General features: G+C 68.7%; 16 protein-coding genes and 1 tRNA gene. 13 read left to right on the top strand and 4 right to left on the bottom strand.

Features of this window, described 5'->3' with window-relative positions; all coding sequences use genetic code 11:
- Positions 1-68 precede the first annotated feature (68 nt).
- Positions 69-1166 carry a redox-regulated ATPase YchF gene (gene ychF / locus Q1A87_RS05780; protein ID WP_299648072.1) on the bottom strand — a complete coding sequence of 366 codons (1098 nt, stop codon included), beginning with the start codon at positions 1164-1166 and terminating at the stop codon, positions 69-71.
- 60 nt (positions 1167-1226) lie between these two features.
- Positions 1227-1412, bottom strand: a complete 186-nt coding sequence (locus Q1A87_RS05785; RefSeq protein ID WP_299648075.1) for a hypothetical protein — start codon at positions 1410-1412, stop codon at positions 1227-1229.
- 139 nt (positions 1413-1551) lie between these two features.
- Here Q1A87_RS05785 and trpA point away from each other — a divergent pair, with 139 nt between their 5' ends.
- Complete coding sequence (gene trpA, locus Q1A87_RS05790; protein ID WP_299648078.1) at positions 1552-2343, top strand: tryptophan synthase subunit alpha; 792 nt, start codon at positions 1552-1554, stop codon at positions 2341-2343.
- Position 2344: 1 nt separating this feature from the next.
- Here the strand turns inward: trpA and Q1A87_RS05795 are convergent, their stop codons facing one another.
- Positions 2345-2695, bottom strand: a complete 351-nt coding sequence (locus Q1A87_RS05795; RefSeq protein WP_299648080.1) for a hypothetical protein — start codon at positions 2693-2695, stop codon at positions 2345-2347.
- A 3-nt stretch (positions 2696-2698) separates the two neighbouring features.
- Positions 2699-3385: a DUF599 domain-containing protein gene (locus Q1A87_RS05800; RefSeq protein WP_299648083.1), complete on the bottom strand. Its 687-nt coding sequence runs from the start codon at positions 3383-3385 to the stop codon at positions 2699-2701.
- Between the two features lie 85 nt (positions 3386-3470).
- On the opposite strand from Q1A87_RS05800, the gene Q1A87_RS05805 reads away from it, so the two are divergent.
- From Q1A87_RS05805 to Q1A87_RS05860, 12 genes are all read left to right on the top strand, one after another.
- Positions 3471-4901, top strand: coding sequence for an FAD-linked oxidase C-terminal domain-containing protein (locus Q1A87_RS05805; RefSeq protein WP_299648086.1), 1431 nt, complete (start codon positions 3471-3473; stop codon positions 4899-4901).
- Positions 4902-4959: 58 nt separating this feature from the next.
- On the top strand, positions 4960-6039 hold the full coding sequence (locus Q1A87_RS05810; RefSeq protein ID WP_299648470.1) for an FAD-binding protein: 1080 nt from the start codon (positions 4960-4962) through the stop codon (positions 6037-6039).
- A 1-nt stretch (position 6040) separates the two neighbouring features.
- Positions 6041-7441 (top strand): glycolate oxidase subunit GlcF, encoded by a 1401-nt coding sequence (gene glcF, locus Q1A87_RS05815; protein ID WP_299648089.1) that lies wholly within the window; start codon positions 6041-6043, stop codon positions 7439-7441.
- Positions 7442-7931: 490 nt separating this feature from the next.
- On the top strand, positions 7932-8480 hold the full coding sequence (locus Q1A87_RS05820) for a hypothetical protein (protein ID WP_299648092.1): 549 nt from the start codon (positions 7932-7934) through the stop codon (positions 8478-8480).
- 152 nt (positions 8481-8632) lie between these two features.
- Positions 8633-8718, top strand: a tRNA-Leu gene (locus Q1A87_RS05825).
- A gap of 219 nt (positions 8719-8937) precedes the next feature.
- Complete coding sequence (locus Q1A87_RS05830) at positions 8938-10098, top strand: hypothetical protein (RefSeq protein WP_299648095.1); 1161 nt, start codon at positions 8938-8940, stop codon at positions 10096-10098.
- Complete coding sequence (locus Q1A87_RS05835) at positions 10095-12407, top strand: phosphoketolase family protein (protein WP_299648098.1); 2313 nt, start codon at positions 10095-10097, stop codon at positions 12405-12407. The genes Q1A87_RS05830 and Q1A87_RS05835 overlap by 4 nt, the downstream gene beginning before the upstream one ends.
- Positions 12408-12411: 4 nt before the next feature.
- Positions 12412-13620: a cytochrome P450 gene (locus Q1A87_RS05840; protein ID WP_299648101.1), complete on the top strand. Its 1209-nt coding sequence runs from the start codon at positions 12412-12414 to the stop codon at positions 13618-13620.
- Positions 13621-13738: 118 nt separating this feature from the next.
- The gene (locus Q1A87_RS05845; protein WP_299648105.1) at positions 13739-13861 is read left to right on the top strand and encodes a hypothetical protein; all 123 of its coding nucleotides are present in this window, start codon (positions 13739-13741) and stop codon (positions 13859-13861) included.
- A 477-nt stretch (positions 13862-14338) separates the two neighbouring features.
- Positions 14339-15706 (top strand): CmpA/NrtA family ABC transporter substrate-binding protein, encoded by a 1368-nt coding sequence (locus Q1A87_RS05850; protein WP_299648108.1) that lies wholly within the window; start codon positions 14339-14341, stop codon positions 15704-15706.
- Between the two features lie 85 nt (positions 15707-15791).
- The gene (locus Q1A87_RS05855) at positions 15792-16874 is read left to right on the top strand and encodes an ABC transporter permease (RefSeq protein ID WP_299648112.1); all 1083 of its coding nucleotides are present in this window, start codon (positions 15792-15794) and stop codon (positions 16872-16874) included.
- A 5-nt stretch (positions 16875-16879) separates the two neighbouring features.
- Positions 16880-18556 carry an ABC transporter ATP-binding protein gene (locus Q1A87_RS05860; RefSeq protein WP_299648115.1) on the top strand — a complete coding sequence of 559 codons (1677 nt, stop codon included), beginning with the start codon at positions 16880-16882 and terminating at the stop codon, positions 18554-18556.
- Position 18557: the final 1 nt, after the last annotated feature.

The raw sequence follows: 18557 nt of genomic DNA on the forward strand, positions 1-18557 counted from the left end.
CATGTCCTAACAAGGACACAATGGCGTGTTTTCGCCGCTGCGGAACGCCGCGGTCCCGCCGAGGCGTGTCAGGTGTTGAAGAGGAAGTGCAGCACGTCGCCGTCCCGGACGACGTAGCCCTTGCCCTCGGCGCGCATCTTGCCGGCCTCCTTGGCGGCCTGCTCGCCGCCGAGCGACACGAAGTCGTCGTAGGCGATGGTCTCGGCGCGGATGAAACCCTTCTCGAAATCGCCGTGGATCACGCCCGCCGCGCGGGGCGCGCTCGTGCCGCGACGGATCGTCCAGGCCCGGGCCTCCTTGGGTCCGACCGTGAAGTAGGTCTCCAGCGCGAGAAGCTCGTAGCCCGCGCGGATCAGACGGTCGAGACCCGGCTCCTCGAGCCCCATCTCGGAGAGGAACTCGGCGGCTTCCGCGTCGGAAAGCTGCGCGATCTCCTCCTCGATCTGGGCGGAGATGACGACATGCGCCGCGCCCTGTCGCGCGGCCATTTCGGCGACGGCGGCCGAATGCGCGTTGCCGTCCGCGGCCGACCCCTCGTCGACGTTGCAGACATAGAGGATCGGCTTCGTCGTCAGGAGCTGCAGCCCGGTCCATGCGCGCGCATCGTCCTCGGTCACGTCGACCGTCCGGGCGGGCTTGCCATCCTCCAGCGCGGCGAGCGCGGCGTTGAGCAGGCGTTCCTGCTGCACCGCCTCCTTATCGCCGCCCCGCACCTTCCGGCTCAGCCCCTGCAGGCGCTTCTCGATCGATTCCATGTCGGCGATCATCAGCTCGGTCTCGATGACCTCGGCATCCTCGACCGGGTTCACCCGTCCCTCGACATGGGTGACGTCGCCATCCTCGAAACAGCGCAGGACGTGGGCGATGGCGTCGGTTTCGCGGATGTTGGCGAGGAACTGGTTGCCGAGGCCCTCGCCCTTCGAGGCGCCCTTCACCAGCCCGGCGATGTCGACGAAGGTCATCCGCGTCGGGATCACCTGCTTCGACTGCGCGATCGCGGCGAGACGTTCGAGGCGCGCGTCGGGCACGGCGACCTCGCCCACGTTCGGCTCGATCGTGCAGAAGGGAAAGTTCGCCGCCTGCGCGGCCGCGGTTCGGGTCAGCGCGTTGAAGAGCGTGGACTTGCCCACGTTCGGCAGCCCGACGATGCCCATCCTGAAGCCCATGATCTCACCCTTCGCTGGAACCGGGGCGTCCCATACGCGCAGGCCGGCGGACCGGCAAGGTCAGGCCCTGCGGTTGCGTCCCTCGAAGATGACGAACCACGCGAGGAGGATGAACATCGGATGGGTCAACCCGCCCGAGAAGAACAGGGCCGGCAGCCAGATGATGAAGGTCACGATGCTGAGGATCGGACGCCCGGCGAGCAGGATCGACAGCGGCGGCAGGAGGATGGCGAGTATGTAGTTCATGCAGGGGAAATGGGGTCGCGCCCGCCGGGCTTCCAGACCTTTCGTGCCGAAAGGCAGTTGCCTCGGCGATCCGCGGCCGGACGATTGACCCGGGCGCGCAAGTGTCGCACTCCCTCTGGCGAACTGCCCGGGGGTCCTCATGACGCGCATCGACGACACCTTCGCCCGCCTGCGTGCGACGAACCGCAAGGCCTTCGTCACCTACATCATGGCCGGCGATCCGGACACGGAGACGACCAAGCGCATCGTCCGCGGTCTGGGCGACGCGGGCGTGGACGTGATCGAGCTGGGCCTGCCCTTCACCGATCCGATGGCCGACGGGCCGACGATCCAGCTTGCCGGGCAGCGCGCACTCGACGGCGGCATGACCTTGCAGGGGACGCTCGACATCGTGCGCGACCTGCGCGCGCATGACGACACGACGCCGGTGGTCCTGATGGGCTATTACAATCCGATCTATTCGCGGGGCGTCGACCGTTTCCTGGAGGAGGCGCGCGAAGCCGGGGTGGACGGGCTGATCGTCGTGGATTTGCCGCCGGAGGAGGACGACGAGCTCTGCATTCCGGCGCAGCGGGCGGGGCTGAACTTCATCCGGCTCGCCACGCCGACGACGGATGATCGCCGCTTGCCCAAGGTGCTCGAGAACACGTCGGGCTTCGTCTACTACGTCTCGATCACCGGGATCACCGGCGCGGGATCGGCCAGCGCCGAGAAGGTCGCGCCGGAGGTCTCGCGGATCAAGGCCGCGACCGACCTGCCGGTGATCGTGGGCTTCGGCATCAAGACGCCGGACGCCGCGCGCGACATCGCCGCCGTCGCCGATGGCTGCGTCGTCGGCTCCGCCATCGTGGACCGGATCGGCAAGGGCGACGACGTCGAGGCGGTGCTGGACTATGTCAGGACGCTCGCCGAGGGCGCGCATTCGGGCTGAGCTATTCCTCGGGCAGCACGACTTCGTAACCCACGCTCCAGCCGTGGACGTTGTCATGCGCGCGAAGGATCACGCGCTCCGTGCCGGCCGGGATCCCGACCCCGGACAGCGAGCGGGTGAACGGCTGTTCGTCGTCGTGCGGGTGGAGTAGTTCACGATGCCCCAGCGGCTCGCCCGCCTCTGTCAGGATGGTCCAGCCGTCGGCATGGTGCTCCCATCCGGCATCGGCATGGCGGACGGTCACGTCGAAGCGCCATCCGGTCGCGAGCCGCATTGCCTCCACATGCTCGATCACCGGCGTATCGGCGAGGGCCGGGGCGGCAATGAGGGCAAGGGGCATCAGGACGCGCATGGCTCAGTCCTCCATCAGGACGCTGCGCGACGTCGAGGCGAATTCGCGCGACAGCACCGTCCAGCCGATCGCCGCCACGGCAAGGAGGAGGGGCAGGGGGCCGAGGATCCAGGCCAGTGCGGCGAAGGCGAAATAGACGGAGCGGAGCCCGCGGTTGAAGTTCATCGCCGCGCGGATGTTGATCTCCGCCGCCTTGGCGGCACGGATGAGTGCCTGCGGGTCGGTCACGTCGTTCGGCACCGACGCCATCACCACGGCACAATAGCCGAACAGGCGGTTCGACCAGATGAACTTGAAGACGGCATGAGTCAGGAACAGCGCGACCAGGGCGAGCTTCGTCTGCCAGAATGCCACCGGATGGCCCTCGACGCCGATGCCCATCACCGCGTCGTCCAGACGCTCGGCATTGCCCGCGAGCGCCAGCACGCCGCCGACGGCGATCATCGCGCCCGAGGCGAGGAAGGTCGTGCCCTGCCGCAGCGACCCCAGGATCGTCGCGTCGAAGATGCGCGGCTGCCGGGTCAGCATCTCCACCATCCAGTCGCGTCGGTAGGCGTTCATCAGGCGGCTGACCGAGATGCGGCGCGCGGGCGGGTTCTCGATCACCCAGCCGGCCAGACCCCAGCTGCCGAGGAGGACGAGGACGGCAACCGCATCGAGCGGCGAGAAGAAGGTCAGAAGGTCCGGCATCGCACGGACGTCCTAGCAGGCGGGGACCGGTTTGCCTCCGGCAAATTTGGCGATATCTTGAGAAAGCCGCCGGAGGAGACGCGTCATGGAAATGCCAAAGGTCGATCCCTTCACGCTCGCCCGCAAGGACGAGCTCGTCCGTGCCCTGGGCGCGGTCCTGCCCGAGGACGCGATCGTGTACGCGGAGACGGAGTTGCGCGCCTACGAATGCGACGGGCTGACCGCCTACAAATGCCCGCCGCTCGCCGTCGTCCTGCCGCGCAGCACCGAGGAAGTCTCGCATGTCCTGCGCATCTGTCACGACATGGACATTCCCGTCGTCCCGCGCGGGGCCGGGACCTCGCTCGCGGGCGGCTCGTTGCCCACGGCCGACTCGGTGATCCTGGGCGTGGCCCGCCTGACCGATGTGCTCGAGGTCAATTACGACGACCGCTTCATCCGCGTGCAGACTGGCCGCACCAACCTGTCGGTCACCGGCGCGGTGGAGGCGGACGGGTTCTTCTACGCGCCCGACCCCTCCTCGCAGCTCGCCTGCGCCATCGCCGGCAACATCGCGATGAACTCCGGCGGGGCGCATTGCCTGAAATACGGGGTGACGACCAACAACCTTCTGGGCGTGACGCTGGTGCAGATGGACGGCACCGTGGTCGAGATCGGCGGGGCGCACATGGATGCGGGCGGGCTCGACCTGCTCGGCGTCGTCTGCGGCTCCGAGGGTCAGCTCGGCGTGGTGACCGAGGCGGTGCTGCGCGTGCTGCCCAAGCCCGAGGGTGCGCGCCCCGTGCTGATCGCCTTCGACGACAACGAGACGGCGGGCGCCTGCGTCGCCGACATCATCAAGGCCGGCGTCCTGCCGGTCGCGATCGAGTTCATGGACCGCCCGGTGATCCGGGCGAGCGAGGCCTTCGCCGGCGCGGGCTATCCGGACGTGGAGGCGCTGCTCATCGTCGAGGTCGAAGGGTCCGAGGCGGAGATCGACGAGCAGCTCGGCCTGATCGAGGAAATCGCCCGGCGCCACGAACCCGTCGAGCTGCGTCGCTCGACCTCCGACGACGAGAGCGCGCGCATCTGGCTCGGCCGGAAGTCGGCCTTCGGCGCGATGGGGCAGATCAACGATTACATGTGCCTCGACGGCACGATCCCGGTGAGCGAACTGCCGCGCGTGCTGCGCGGCATCTCCGATCTGTCGGACCGCTACGGACTGAAGGTCGGCAACGTCTTCCACGCGGGCGACGGCAACATGCATCCGCTGATCCTGTTCGACGCCAACAAGGCGGGCGACCTAGAGCTCTGCGAGGAGATGGGGGCCGAGATCCTCAAGCTCTGCGTCGAGGTAGGCGGTTGCCTGACGGGCGAGCACGGCGTCGGCGTCGAGAAGCGGGACCTGATGGGCCACCAGTTCACGGCGGACGACATGGAGGTTCAGATGCGGGTGAAGGACGTGTTCGACCCGAAGTGGTTGCTGAACCCCGCCAAGGTCTTCCCGCTCGCGACCACCGCTGAGCGCCGCGCCTGATGCGAATGGCGGCGCCTCCGGCGGGGATATTTACGAAGCAAAGACGGATGGGGCGGTGCTGAGACCCGAGACCGAGGCGGAACTGGCCGAGATCGTGCGCGGCGCGAACGGACCCCTGGCCGTGCAGGGCGGCGCGACGCGTCACATGCCGGCCGAGGGCGACGGGCTGACGACGGCGGGGCTGTCTGGAATCACGCTCTACGAGCCGGGCGCGCTGACGCTCGTCGTACGAGCCGGGACGCCGATGGCCGAGATCGAGGCGGCGTTGGAGGCGGAGGGGCAGCGCCTGCCGTTCGAGCCGATGGACCATCGCGGGCTTCTCGGGACCGAGGGGGTGCCGACCATCGGCGGGGCGGTCGCGCTTAACGTGTCGGGGCCGCGCCGGGTGACCGTCGGGGCTTGCCGGGATTCGCTCATCGGAGTGCGCTTCGTGGACGGCGAGGGGCGCGTGGTGAAGAACGGAGGGCGGGTGATGAAGAACGTGACGGGATACGACCTGGTGAAGCTTCTCGCCGGATCGCGCGGCCGGCTCGGCATCCTGAGCGAGGTAAGCTTCAAGGTCCTCCCCGCAGCCGCGACGGAGGCAACGCTGCGGCTCGACGGCCTGTCGGTGGCCGAGGCAGTCCGCGCGATGGCGTCGGGCCTGACCTCGCCTTTCGAGGTGAACGCGGCCGCCCACGATCCCGCCGCGGGAGCGACCTGGCTCCGGATCGAGGGGCTGGCGGGATCGGTCGATTATCGCGCCGGTGAACTTGCGGGTCGGCTCGCCGCCTTCGGGACGACGACCCGGCTCGACCTCGCCGATTCGGCACGCATCTGGCGCGGGGTGCGCGATGCGGAGGCGATGGCGGGGCCGGGCGATGTCTGGCGCATCCACGCGCGGCCGAGCCATGCCCCCGAACTCGTCGCCCGTGCCGGGGCGGAGGCGGTGCTGCTCGACTGGGGCGGGGGGCTAATCTGGGTTCGCGTGGCGGAGGGGACGGAACTGCGCGCCCGGCTCGGATCGTTCGATGGCCACGCCACGCGCGTGCGCGGCGGGGTCGACCTGCCGCCCGAGGTACCGGCGATCGCGGCGCTGACGGCCGGCTTGCGCGCGAAGTTCGATCCGCGGGGCGTCCTCGCCGGGGCAGGAGCCTGAGATGCAGACGACCTTCACGCCCGAGCAACTCGCCGATCCGGACACGAAACGCTCGAACGAGATCCTGCGCGCATGCGTCCATTGCGGGTTCTGCACGGCGACCTGCCCGACCTATCAGGTCCTGGGTGACGAGCTCGATTCTCCGCGCGGTCGCATCTACCTCATCAAGGACATGCTCGAGAGCGGGCGCGACGCCGACGAGAAGACGGTCAAGCATATCGACCGCTGCCTCTCCTGCCTGGCCTGCATGACGACCTGTCCCTCGGGCGTGCACTACATGCATCTGGTCGATCACGCCCGGGCGCATATCGAGCGGACCTACCGACGACCGCTCATGGACCGGATGCTGCGCTGGACGCTGGCCCGGATCCTGCCCTATCCGGGGCGCTTCCGGCTGGCGCTGCTGGGCGCGAAGCTCGGCCGCCCCTTCGCGCGGCTGATGCCGGATGCGCGTCTCAGGGCGATGATCGCGATGGCGCCGAAGACGATCCCGCCGGTGAGCCGAAATGACGATCCGCAGACCTTTCCGGCGGCCGAGCGGAAGATGCGCGTCGCGCTGATGACGGGCTGTGCGCAGAAGGCGCTCAACACCGACATCAACGATGCGACGATCCGGCTGCTGACCCGACTCGGCGCGGAGGTGGTCGTGGCGAAGGGCGCGGGCTGCTGTGGCGCGCTCACGCATCACATGGGTAAGGCCGACGAAAGCCATGCCTTCGCGGCCCGCAACATCGAGGCCTGGAGTGCGGAGATGGCGGGCGGGGGGCTCGACGCGATCGTCGTCAACACCTCCGGCTGCGGCACGACGGTCAAGGATTACGGCCACATGTTCCGCAACGATCCGCTGGCGGAGAAGGCCGCGAAGGTCAGCGCGCTCGCGAAGGACGTGTCCGAAGTGCTGCTGGACCTGCTGCCGGAGGACCATCCGTTCGAGATACCCCTGCGGCCGGCCCGCGACGGGGTCGGCGGCATCCCGACCGAGCACGTTCCCGAGACCGAGGGGCACGGGCCGCTGCGCGTGGCCTATCACGCGGCCTGCTCGTTGCAGCACGGACAACAGGTGAAGGCCGCACCCAAGACGCTTCTTGCGCGGGCGGGCTTCACCGTGGTCGAGCCGATCGACGCGCATCTCTGCTGCGGCAGCGCGGGAACCTACAACCTGATGCAGCCCGAGATCGCGGGTGAGTTGAAGCGGCGCAAGGTCGCGACGCTGGAGGCACGCAAGCCGGACGTGATCGCGGCCGGCAATATCGGCTGCATGATGCAGATCGGCGGCGGCACGCAGGTCCCGGTCGTCCACACGGTGGAGTTGCTGGATTGGGCGACGGGCGGGCCGGTCCCTCCGGTCATTGCGGCGTCGGGGGCGGCGCGTCCTGCGCGGGTGCCTGACCTGACTGCCTGACTACAAGCCATATGAGCGACGCCTCCCGCCATCGCTCGATCTTCGCGCGACCTCGGTCATGTTGCCCGGAAGACGCGCAGATCAGGCTGGGCGCCGACCAATTCCCATCTGAACTCCGGCAGATGGCAAGGGCCGACTGATCGGAGAAGTGGGCCTGGACGTAGACGTTCTGAGGTGTTGCTCGCTGCGTCCCTGCTCGTCGTCGGGCGCTTCCGGGGCATGCCAATGGCATGCCCCGTATCCTGGGCATGGCGATTTGCAGGCGGTCGGCTGGTTGGACCCCGAGCGCGGCTGAGACTGATCCGCCGCGCTGATCACGCCGAAGGTCTTCAGGCCCGCGGCAGATTTCCTCCGGGATTCGTTGCCTTAGCACCGGACCTGCAGAAGGTGGGCGTGCGCCTCGCGGCCTCGGACGCGAGGAAGACTGCCGTGCGTCACTGAGCCACGGTCAGGCTTGACCCCGGGCCGGGACAGGCCACCATCCAACGGCATGTTCGTCTGGTCCCCGATCGCCATACTCCTCTGTGCTGCCGGCCCGGTGCTGGCGGAATGCCCGCCAAACCCGGACATCGCGGCAGATATCGACCGGCTTCTCGACGATGTGCAGGGTGCAGAGAGCGCGAACGCGGCGCGGCAGATCTCGAACGAGATGTGGACCCTTTGGGCCAAGGCCCCCGACGACGACGCACAACGGATGCTCGACGACGGGATGGCGCGGCGGGCGGCTTTCGATCTCGACGGGGCCATCGCGGCCTTCGACCGGCTGGTCGCGTATTGCCCCGATTATGCCGAAGGCTACAACCAGCGCGCCTTTGCCCAGTTCATCCGCGAGGACTACGCCGCCGCGCTGCCCGACCTCGAACGCGCCATCGCGTTGCGCCCCCGGCATGTTGCGGCGATCGCGGGCAAGGGTCTGACCCTGATCCAGCTGGGGCGCATCCGCGAGGGCCAGGACGCAATCCGCGCGGCGCTCGAATTCAACCCTTGGCTGAGCGAGCGGCAATATCTCCTGATCGAGCCCGACGGGACTGATCTCTGAGCTTGCGCTCCGCCTGTCTCGCAGGCGTGCGGACGTGGCGGGACGGTCGCGGCCAGACAAAAAATCGCAACCGCGGCCGATGATGCCGTTCAGATCGGTGGCCTGACCCGATACGCAGGGACATGGGACCAGAACTGGCACCCACGCGCCGTGCGGGCGTGGTGGAATGGTAGACACATGGCACTTAAAATGCCTGGGCCGGAAGGCCGTGCCGGTTCGAGTCCGGCCGCCCGCACCATGTTCCGGCCCGGCCGCAGCTATTCGACGACGACGTTCGCTGACCGGCTGCAATGAAAACGGCCGCCAATGCATGCGCAAGCGTGACCCCCGCGCAGCGATGCGCACAACAGGGACCGGGGAGATCCATGCGAAATGGTGCCTCGATCGAAGGGGTCGGGAACTGCATGACCCACGCGCTGTTTTTCTGCGGGCGGCCGGCGAGGCGCAGGAGGCATTCTTGGTCAACATCCTCTGTTTCAATGCCGGATCGTCCAGCCTGTCCTATGCCGCGTTCCGCGGGCAGGGGGAGGCACTGGCCCTCACCTTCGACGGGGGCGTCGATCTTTCGGCCGAGGATGTCGTCCTGCTACGGCCGGCCGACGGCCCGGCACGCCGTCTCGACGTGTCCGACACGTCCGATTTCCCGGCGATCGCCTGTCGCATCCTCGACGCGGTCGAACGGGATACGGGAGAGCCGTCCGTGATCGCGCACCGTGTCGTCCACGGCGGAGACCGGACCGCCCCGGCCGTCGACCTGACCGAGGACGAGATGGCGGCGCTCGGGACCCTCGCGCCGCTCGCCCCGATCCATCAGCCGGCGGCGCTCGGTCCGGCGCGGGCGATCGCGGCGGCCCGACCGGATCTGCGGCAGGTCGCCGTGTTCGACACGGCCTTCCATGCCACCCTGCCGGACATCGCACGCCGTCTGCCGCTGCCCGAGACCGGGGCCACGGCGGGCCTCCGGCGCTTCGGCTTCCACGGCCTGTCCTACGCATGGGCGGCGCGGCGCCTGCGCGATGTCGCCCCGCAGCGCGGTCGCGTCGTCGCGCTGCACCTGTCCGGCGGGGCGAGCGCCTGCGCGATCCGGGACGGGCGCAGCATCGACACGAGCATGGGCGCCACGCCGCTCGACGGGTTGATGATGGGCACGCGGTCCGGCGCGGTCGACCCGGGGCTCATCCTCGCGCTGATGCAGGATCGCGGGCTCTCCGCGGACGAGGTCGCGGACCTGCTCTGGCATCGGAGCGGCCTCGCCGGTGTCTCCGGGATCAGCAACGACACGCGCGATCTGATCCCGTCCGGGGCGCCGGAGGCGGAGGCGGCGCTCGCGCTGTTCTGCCGAAGCGCGGCCAAAAGCGCCGCCGCGATGGCGGTCAGCCTCGGCGGGTTCGACGCGCTCGTCTTCACCGGCGGGATCGGTGCGGAGCAGCCGGAGATCCGGGCCTGCATCTGCGCCGATCTGGCGTTTCTCGGCGTGCGTCTCGACCCGGATGCGAACGCGCGCAACGACGAGCGTATCTCGCACCCGGACGCGGCCATCGAGATCCGCGCCTTCGCCGAACAGGAGGAATGGATCATGGCGATCGAAACGTCGCGACTGGTGGAGGGCACCGCATGAGCGACATGCTCGACAGCGTCGATGCGTGGTGGCGGGCCGCGAACTACCTGTCGGCCGCGCAGATCTACCTCATGGACAACCCGCTGCTCGACCGGCCGCTTGAGCGCGAGGACATAAAACCGCGGCTTCTGGGGCACTGGGGCACCTCACCGGGGCTGAACTTCGTTCAGGCGCATCTGAACCGGGCGATCCGCGCGCGCGACCTCGACGTCCTGTTCGTCGCCGGACCAGGCCACGGCGCGCCGGCGGTGCTGGCCAATGCCTGGCTCGACGGCAGCTACTCCGAGATCTACCCCGAGGTATCGCGCGACGCGGAGGGGATGCGGCGCCTGTTCCGGCAGTTCTCCTTCCCGGGCGGCGTGCCGAGCCACGCCTCGCCGCCCACGCCCGGCTCGATCCACGAGGGGGGCGAGTTGGGCTACAGCCTCGCCCACGCGACGGGCGCGGCCTTCGACAACCCCGGCCTGACCGTCGCCTGCGTGATCGGCGACGGGGAGGCGGAGACGGGCGCGCTGGCGACCAACTGGCATTCGCACCGGTTCCTCCACCCGCAGCGCGACGGGGTCGTCCTGCCGGTCCTGCACCTGAACGGCTACCGGATCGCGGCGCCGACGATCCTCGGGCGGACGTCGGACGATGACCTCCGTTCGATGTTCTCGGGTCTGGGCTGGGCGCCGCGGGTCGTGTCGGGCGACGAACCGGCGCGGATGCACGCGGCGATGGCGGAGACGCTCGACGACGTGCTCGACGCGCAGGCCGCCCGGCGCGAAACGGGCAGCAGCGCGCATCCCCCGATGATCCTGCTCCGGACGCCGAAGGGCTGGACCGGGCCGGAGGAGGTCGACGGCGCGCCCGTCGCAGGCACGTTCCGCGCCCATCAGGTGCCATTGAAGGGCGTTCGCGACGATGCCGGGCATCGCGCGCAACTCGAGCGCTGGCTGCGCAGCTACGACCCGGCCGCCCTTTTCCCGGATGGCGCACCCTCGAACGCGATCCGTGCGCTCGCGCCCGAAGGGCCTCGGCGGATCGGGGCGAACCCGCATGCCGATGGCGGCCGGCTCCTGCGGCCCTTGGACCTGCCGGATCCGGCGGATCACGCGCTGACGTTCGGGACGCCGGGAAGCGTGACCGCCGGCGCGACCCATCTCCTCGGGGAATGGCTGGCCGAACTGATGCGCCGAAACCCCGAGACGTTCCGCCTCTTCGGACCCGACGAGACCGAGTCCAACAAGCTCGATGCGGTGTTCGACGTCACCGCCCGCATGGCGAGCGGCGAGGTCCGGGAGACCGATGTCGACGTCGCGCCGGACGGTCGGGTGATGGAGGTACTGAGCGAGCATCTCTGCCAAGGCTGGCTGGAGGGCTACCTGCTGACCGGTCGGCACGGGCTCTTCAACAGCTACGAGGCTTTCATCCACATCGTCTCCTCGATGGCGAACCAGCACATCAAGTGGCTGCGCGGCGCGAAGGAGACGGGCTGGCGCGCGCCTCTGGCCTCGCTGAACTACCTGCTGTCGAGCCATGTCTGGCGGCAGGATCACAACGGCTTCAGCCACCAGGATCCGGGCTTTCTCGACCACCTCGTCACCAAGGGGGCGGAACTGGTCGGCATCTACCTTCCGCCCGACTCCAACACGCTCCTGCACGTGGCCGACAGGGTGCTGCGCAGCCGCGACAAGGTGAACGTGATCGTTGCCGGCAAGCAGGCGGAGCCGCAATGGCTTTCCGCCGACGCCGCCCGTAACCACGTCGCGGCGGGGTTCGGCATCTGGGACTGGGCCGCCGGCGATGCGGACCCGGAGGTGGTGATGGCCGCCGCGGGCGACGTGCCGACGATCGAGATGCTGGCCGCGATCGCGCTCTTGCGCACGCATATGCCCGACCTGCGGCTGCGGGCCGTCAACGTGGTCGATTTAATGGCGTTGCAGCCAGCGCCGCGAAACCCGGACGGCGCGTCCGACGAACATTTCGACGCCTGCTTCACCCGGAATCGCCCGGTCGTCTTCGCCTTTCACGGCTATCCCGGCCTGATCCACGAGCTGACCTACCGACGCGCGGGGCATGCCGGGTTCCACGTCCACGGCTATGGCGAGAAGGGCACGACCACGACGCCGTTCGACATGGCCGTGCTGAACGGCATCGACCGCTTCACGCTGGCCCTCGACGCGGCAACGCGAAGCGGACGCGACGGGGACGAGACGGCGGAGCTCGAACGGGTCTGTCGCGACCGCCTCGAGGCGCATCACGACTACATCCGGAAGCACGGCGATGACATGCCCGAAATCCGCGACTGGCGCTGGAACTCCTGACCGCATGCCGCCATTCGACAGCACCCTGCCGTTTCGCGCCGATCCCTACCGGTTCATCCGCCGCATCTGCGACGCGGTTGGCTCCGACGCGTTCGAGACCCGCCTGATGCTCGAACGGACCCTCTGCCTTTCGGGCGTGGAGGCGGCACGGTTCTTCTACGACCGCGACCTCTTTACACGAGAGGGCGCCGCGCCGCGGTTCCTGCGCCGGACCCTGTTCGGAGAGGGCGGGGTGCAGGGGCTCGACGGCGCCGCGCATCGGCACCACAAGGCGCTGTTCCTGTCCCTGCTCGGACCGGGCCGGACCGATACGCTGATCGAACGGGCCGTAACCGGCATCGCGGCGCGCCTCCGACAGCCGGGGGAGGTCGTCCTGCAGGACGCGTTCGAGCGCATCCTGACCCGCGCCGTCTGCGACTGGGCGGGCGTGCCGCTCGACATGAGCGAGGAGGAGAACAGGACGCGCATGCTCTCGCATCTCTTCGAGCATGCCGGCTCGGTGGACCTGCGCCAGGTCGTGGCACGCCTCGCGCGCCGACGCGCCGATCGTTGGGCGGCGAAACTCATCGGGGCGGTGCGGGACGGCATCTGTTCGCCGCCGGAAGGCAGCGCGCTCGCGGTCGTGGCCACATGGCGCGACGAGACCGGCGCCTTGCTACCGCCGCGGGTGGCGGCGGTGGAGCTTCTAAACATCCTAAGGCCCTTCGTCGCCATCTCGGCCTATCTGACCTTCGCGGCCCACGCGCTCGCGACGCAGCCGGACGAGGTGGCGGCGCTTCGGTCGGATCCCGACCGGCTCCACGGCTTCGTGCAGGAGGTGCGGCGGACCTATCCGTTCTTCCCCGCCCTCGTTGCCCGCGCCCGGGTCCGCACCGCCTGGCGCGACCACGTGATTCCCGCGGGTCGGCTGGTCGCGCTCGACATCTGGGGCACGAACCGCGACCCGGCCGCGTGGGACGATCCCGACGCGTTCCGGCCATCGCGCTTCGACGGCTGGCAGGGCGACCCCTTCACGCTCATCCCGCAGGGGGGCGGGGCGCACGAGACGAACCACCGATGCCCCGGCGAATGGGTGACGCAGGACCTGATGCTGGCGACGACCCGGACCCTGCTCGACCACGTGGACTGGTCCGCCCTGCCGCGGCAGGATCTTTCGCTCGACATGCGCAACCTGCCCGGCCTGCCGCGCGACAGGTTGCGCGTCTCGCTCTGACGCGCGGCGTCCGGTTTCTGCATCACCGGCGATCTCGGACGGCGACGTCTCCATCGTCGGACGCGGCACGGACATCACCATCTCCGACCACAATATCCATACGAAGGAGATCGAACTCGTGCTCGACATGCGGCCGGGCATGCTCGGATCCGCCGCCATCGGCGTCCCGCATTTCGGTTTCGGCAAGACGCCGGTAGGCGGGCTCGTGCCGGAGCGCGAGGCGCGGCCGGATCTCGCATAGATCGGCGCGGCCTCGCGGGAGGCGCTCGTTGGCTACAGGCGGCCCCGCGAACTCGTTCTGATCGACGCCTTGCCGCGCAACACGATGGGCAGGGTCCAGAAGAACGCGCTTCGAAACCGCTTTCGCGACCTCTTCGCGGTCGCGCCGGCGTGATCGAGCTGATCGGATTCCGTCAGCTTGCCATGCTCCGGGCGGCGGGTCCCGTTCGCAAAGTGCCGCCGATCCGGGCAGGTCTGCCGAACCTTGCCGCAAAGTGGCGCCTTTCGCATCCTGGGATCTGATTAGGACTTTTCTTCGGGAACGGCCGGCGGCACGGAGAACGTGACGGCAGGCAGCGTAGCCCGTCGTGACACAGCCCCCGAAAGACCGGGCCATCTGAGCAAAGCCGCTCGACCCTTCGCGACCTTCGCGAAGCGTGTCAGCGGCTTTTTGTGTGTTTGGCCGGCCCCGACCCCGGCCTGAAGACAGGGACTGAACATGAAACGACTGATCCTCGGCTTCGTCGCGGCGACGGCGCTCGCCACGCCGGGCACTGCGCAGATGCTCGATCTGGAAAAGGACGAGCTGACCTTCGGCTTCATCAAACTTACCGACATGGCGCCGCTCGCGGTGGCCTACGAGCAGGGCTACTTCCTCGAGGAGGGGCTGTTCGTCACGCTCGAGGCGCAGGCCAACTGGAAGGTGCTGCTCGACGGGGTGATCGACGGACAGCTCGACGGCGCACACATGCTCGCCGGGCAGCCGCTGGCCGCCACGATCGGCTACGGCACCGAGGCGCATATCGTCACGCCCTTCTCGATGGACCTGAACGGCAACGGTATCACCGTGTCGAACGAAGTCTGGGCGGAGATGAAGCCGAACATCCCCGAGAACGCCGACGGCCTGCCGCAGCACCCGATCTCGGCCGAGGCGCTGGCCCCGGTGGTCGAGAGCTACCGCGCCGACGGCAAGGCCTTCAACATGGGCATGGTCTTCCCCGTCTCGACGCATAATTACGAGCTGCGCTACTGGCTCGCCGCGGGCGGGCTGCATCCGGGCTTCTACGGCGACGGCGACGCCACCGGGCAGATCCAGGCCGACGTGCTCCTGTCGGTCACCCCGCCGCCGCAGATGCCCGCCACGCTCGAGGCCGGCACGATCTACGGCTATTGCGTGGGCGAGCCCTGGAACCAGCAGGCGGTGTTCAAGGGCATCGGCGTACCGGTCATCACCGATTACGAGATCTGGAAGAACAACCCCGAGAAGGTGTTCGGCCTGACCGCCGGGTTCGTCGAGGAGAACCCCAACACCACGCTCGCCATCACCAAGGCGCTGATCCGCGCGGCCATGTGGCTCGACGAGAACGACAACGCCAACCGCGAGGAGGCCGTCGAGATCCTGGCCCGGCCCGAATACGTGGGCGCCGACGCGGAGGTCATCGCGAACTCGATGACCGGGACCTTCGAGTACGAGAAGGGCGACGTGCGCGAGGTGCCGGACTTCAACACCTTCTTCCGCCACGACGCGACCTATCCGTTCTACTCCGACGCGATCTGGTACCTCACCCAGATGCGCCGCTGGGGCCAGATCCCCGAGGCCCACGAAGACGGCTGGTACGACGAGATCGCCCGGTCGGTCTACAAGCCCGACATCTATCTCGAGGCGGCACGGATGCTCGTGGACGAGGGGCTGGCCCCCGAGGACGCCTTTCCCTGGGACAGCGACGGCTACCGCGCGCCCACGCCGTCCGAGGATATCATCGACGGCATCGCCTATGACGGCCGCCAGCCCAACGCCTATCTCGACAGCCTCGAGATTGGCCTGAAGGGCGACCAGACGATCGTCGGCTCCGAGATCCAGGGCTGACGCGACGGGCCGGATGCGGCGCCTCCCGCCGCGCCCGAGACGACCTCGAAAGACCTTCCAAGGACATGAACCCGGGACACCTGCCATGACCGCCGTCGACCCGAACGTCATCGAAGCCGAACACCGCGAGGCCCGCCGCGCCCGCTGGTTCACCCACATCAACAAGGCGGATGCGTGGTTCCGCGTCCTGGGGCTCGCATGGATGACGCCGGTCCTGCGGGCCGCGGCAGGCGACAATCCGCGGGCGCAGGTCTCCGAGATCTGGCGCCTGCTCGGCGTCCCGCTTCTCGCCATCGCCGGTTTTCTCGCGCTTTGGGCTGCGCTCGCACCGCAGGTGCAGACCTCGCTCGGGGCCGTGCCGGGGCCGGTCGCGGTCTGGCAGGAAGCGACGGGCCTGCACGCCGACGCGGTCCGCACCGGCGCGCAGCGGGAGAAGTTCGAGACGATGGTCGCCATGCGCAACGAGCGTCTGATCGAGGCCGGCCGGGGCGACGAGGTGAAGGACGTCGCCTATACCGGCGCCCCGTCCTACTACCAGCAGATCGGCACCTCGATATTCACCGTCTTCTTCGGCTTCCTGATCGCCACCGCGGTCGCCGTTCCGCTGGGCATCCTCGCGGGGTTGAGCCCCACGGCGAACGCCGCGCTGAACCCGATGATCCAGATCTTCAAGCCGGTCAGCCCGCTCGCCTGGCTACCCATCGTCACGATGATCGTCTCGGCGGTCTACGTCACCAATGACGGGCTTTTCGCCAAGTCGTTCCTCGTCTCGGCGATCACCGTCACGCTCTGCTCGCTCTGGCCCACGCTGATCAACACGGCGCTCGGCGTGGCCTCGATCGACAAGGACCTCGTGAACGTCTCGAAGGTCCTGAAGATGAACACCTGGACGAAGATCACCAAGCTCGTCCTGCCCTCGGCACTGCCGCTCATCTTCACCGGGCTGCGCCTGTCGCTGGGCGTGGGCTGGATGGTCCTGATCGCGGCCGAGATGCTGGCCCAGAACCCGGGCCTCGGGAAGTTCGTCTGGGACGAGTTCCAGAACGGCTCCTCCTCCTCGCTCGCGCGGATCATGGTCGCGGTCCTCACCATCGGCATCATCGGCTTCCTGCTCGACCGGGTCATGTTCGCGATCCAGGCGGCCTTCACCTTCACGAACCAGCGGTGAGCGGCATGGGCCTTTTGACCTTCGACGGCGTCTCCAAAAGCTTCGGCGACACGCCCGTCCTCAAGGGCATCGACCTCGACGTGGCCGAAGGCGAGTTCCTCGTCATCCTCGGCTTCTCGGGGACGGGCAAGACCACGCTTATCAACCTGATGGCGGGGCTCGAGGCCCCGACCAGAGGGCAGGTCACGTTCCGGGGCGCGCCCGTCACCGGGCCGGGACCCGAGCGTGGCGTGATCTTCCAGAGCTATTCACTGATGCCGTGGCTGACCGTCGCGGGGAACGTGCGGCTGGCGGTGGACACGGTGTTCCCGAACCTCTCCGGAACCGAGAAGGACGCGAAGGTCGCGCATTACGTCGAGATGGTCGGGTTGTCCCACGCCACGGGGCGGCGGCCGGCGGAGCTGTCGGGCGGCATGCGCCAACGGGTGAACGTGGCCCGCGCGCTCGCGATGAACCCGGACGTGCTGCTGCTGGACGAACCGCTCTCGGCGCTCGACGCGCTGACCCGCGCCAATCTCGCCGACGAGATCGAGGCGATCTGGGACGCGGACCGCAAGACCTGCGTGCTCATCACCAACGACGTGGACGAGGCCATCACGCTTGCGGACCGGATCGTCGCGCTGAACCCCGACGGCACGCCCGGGCGGGAGTTCGCGGTCTCGATCCCGCGGCCGCGCGACCGGGCGGAGATGAACCACCACGACGGCTTCAAGCGCCTGCGCGCCGAGATCACCGGCTACCTCATGGATGTCGGGATCGCCACGCGCGAGGAGGGGCGGCGGACCCTGCCCAACGTCACGCCGATCCACGGGCTGCCCAAGGCGCAGAAGGACGCGGCGGAGGGCCTGATCGCGGAGCGGTTCCTCGACTTCTCGCAACTCCACAAGGTCTATCCCACGCCGAAGGGCCCGCTCACCGTGGTCGAGGATTTCGACCTGAAGGTGAACCGCGGCGAGTTCATCTCGCTCATCGGCCATTCCGGTTGCGGCAAGTCCACCGTGCTGACGATGGCCGCGGGGCTCAACGACATCTCGAAAGGCGCGATCAAGCTCGACGGCCGCCACGTGATGGGCGCGGACCCGGAGCGCGCCGTGGTGTTCCAGTCGCCCAACCTCTTCCCCTGGCTCACCGCCAAGCAGAACGTCGCGATCGGCGTCGACAAGGTCTATCCCCGCGCCAGCCGGGCCGAGCGCGAGGAGGTGGTGGAATACTACCTCGAGCGCGTCGGCCTCGCGGACGCGATGGACCGTGGCGCGGCCGACATGTCGAACGGCATGAAGCAGCGCGTCGGCATCGCCCGCGCCTTCGCGCTGAGCCCCAAGCTCCTCCTCCTCGACGAGCCCTTCGGGATGCTCGACAGCCTGACCCGGTGGGAGTTGCAGGAGGTGCTGATGGAGGTCTGGGACCGTACCAAGGTCACCGCCATCTGCGTCACCCACGACGTCGACGAGGCGATCCTGCTGGCAGACCGCGTGGTGATGATGACCAACGGCCCGCAGGCCACGATCGGGCGCATCGTCGACGTGGACCTGCCGCGCCCGCGCACGCGCAAGGCCCTGCTCGAGCACCCCGATTACTACCGCTACCGCGAGCAGGTGCTGAGCTTCCTCGAGGAGTACGAGCACGGCGCGAAACCCAAACCGAAACCCGAGCCGGCCCGGCCGGCCATCGCGGCGGAGTAAG

The organism is uncultured Jannaschia sp. (assembly GCF_947494055.1).
In the GTDB taxonomy this organism is placed as follows: Bacteria; Pseudomonadota; Alphaproteobacteria; order Rhodobacterales; family Rhodobacteraceae; genus Jannaschia.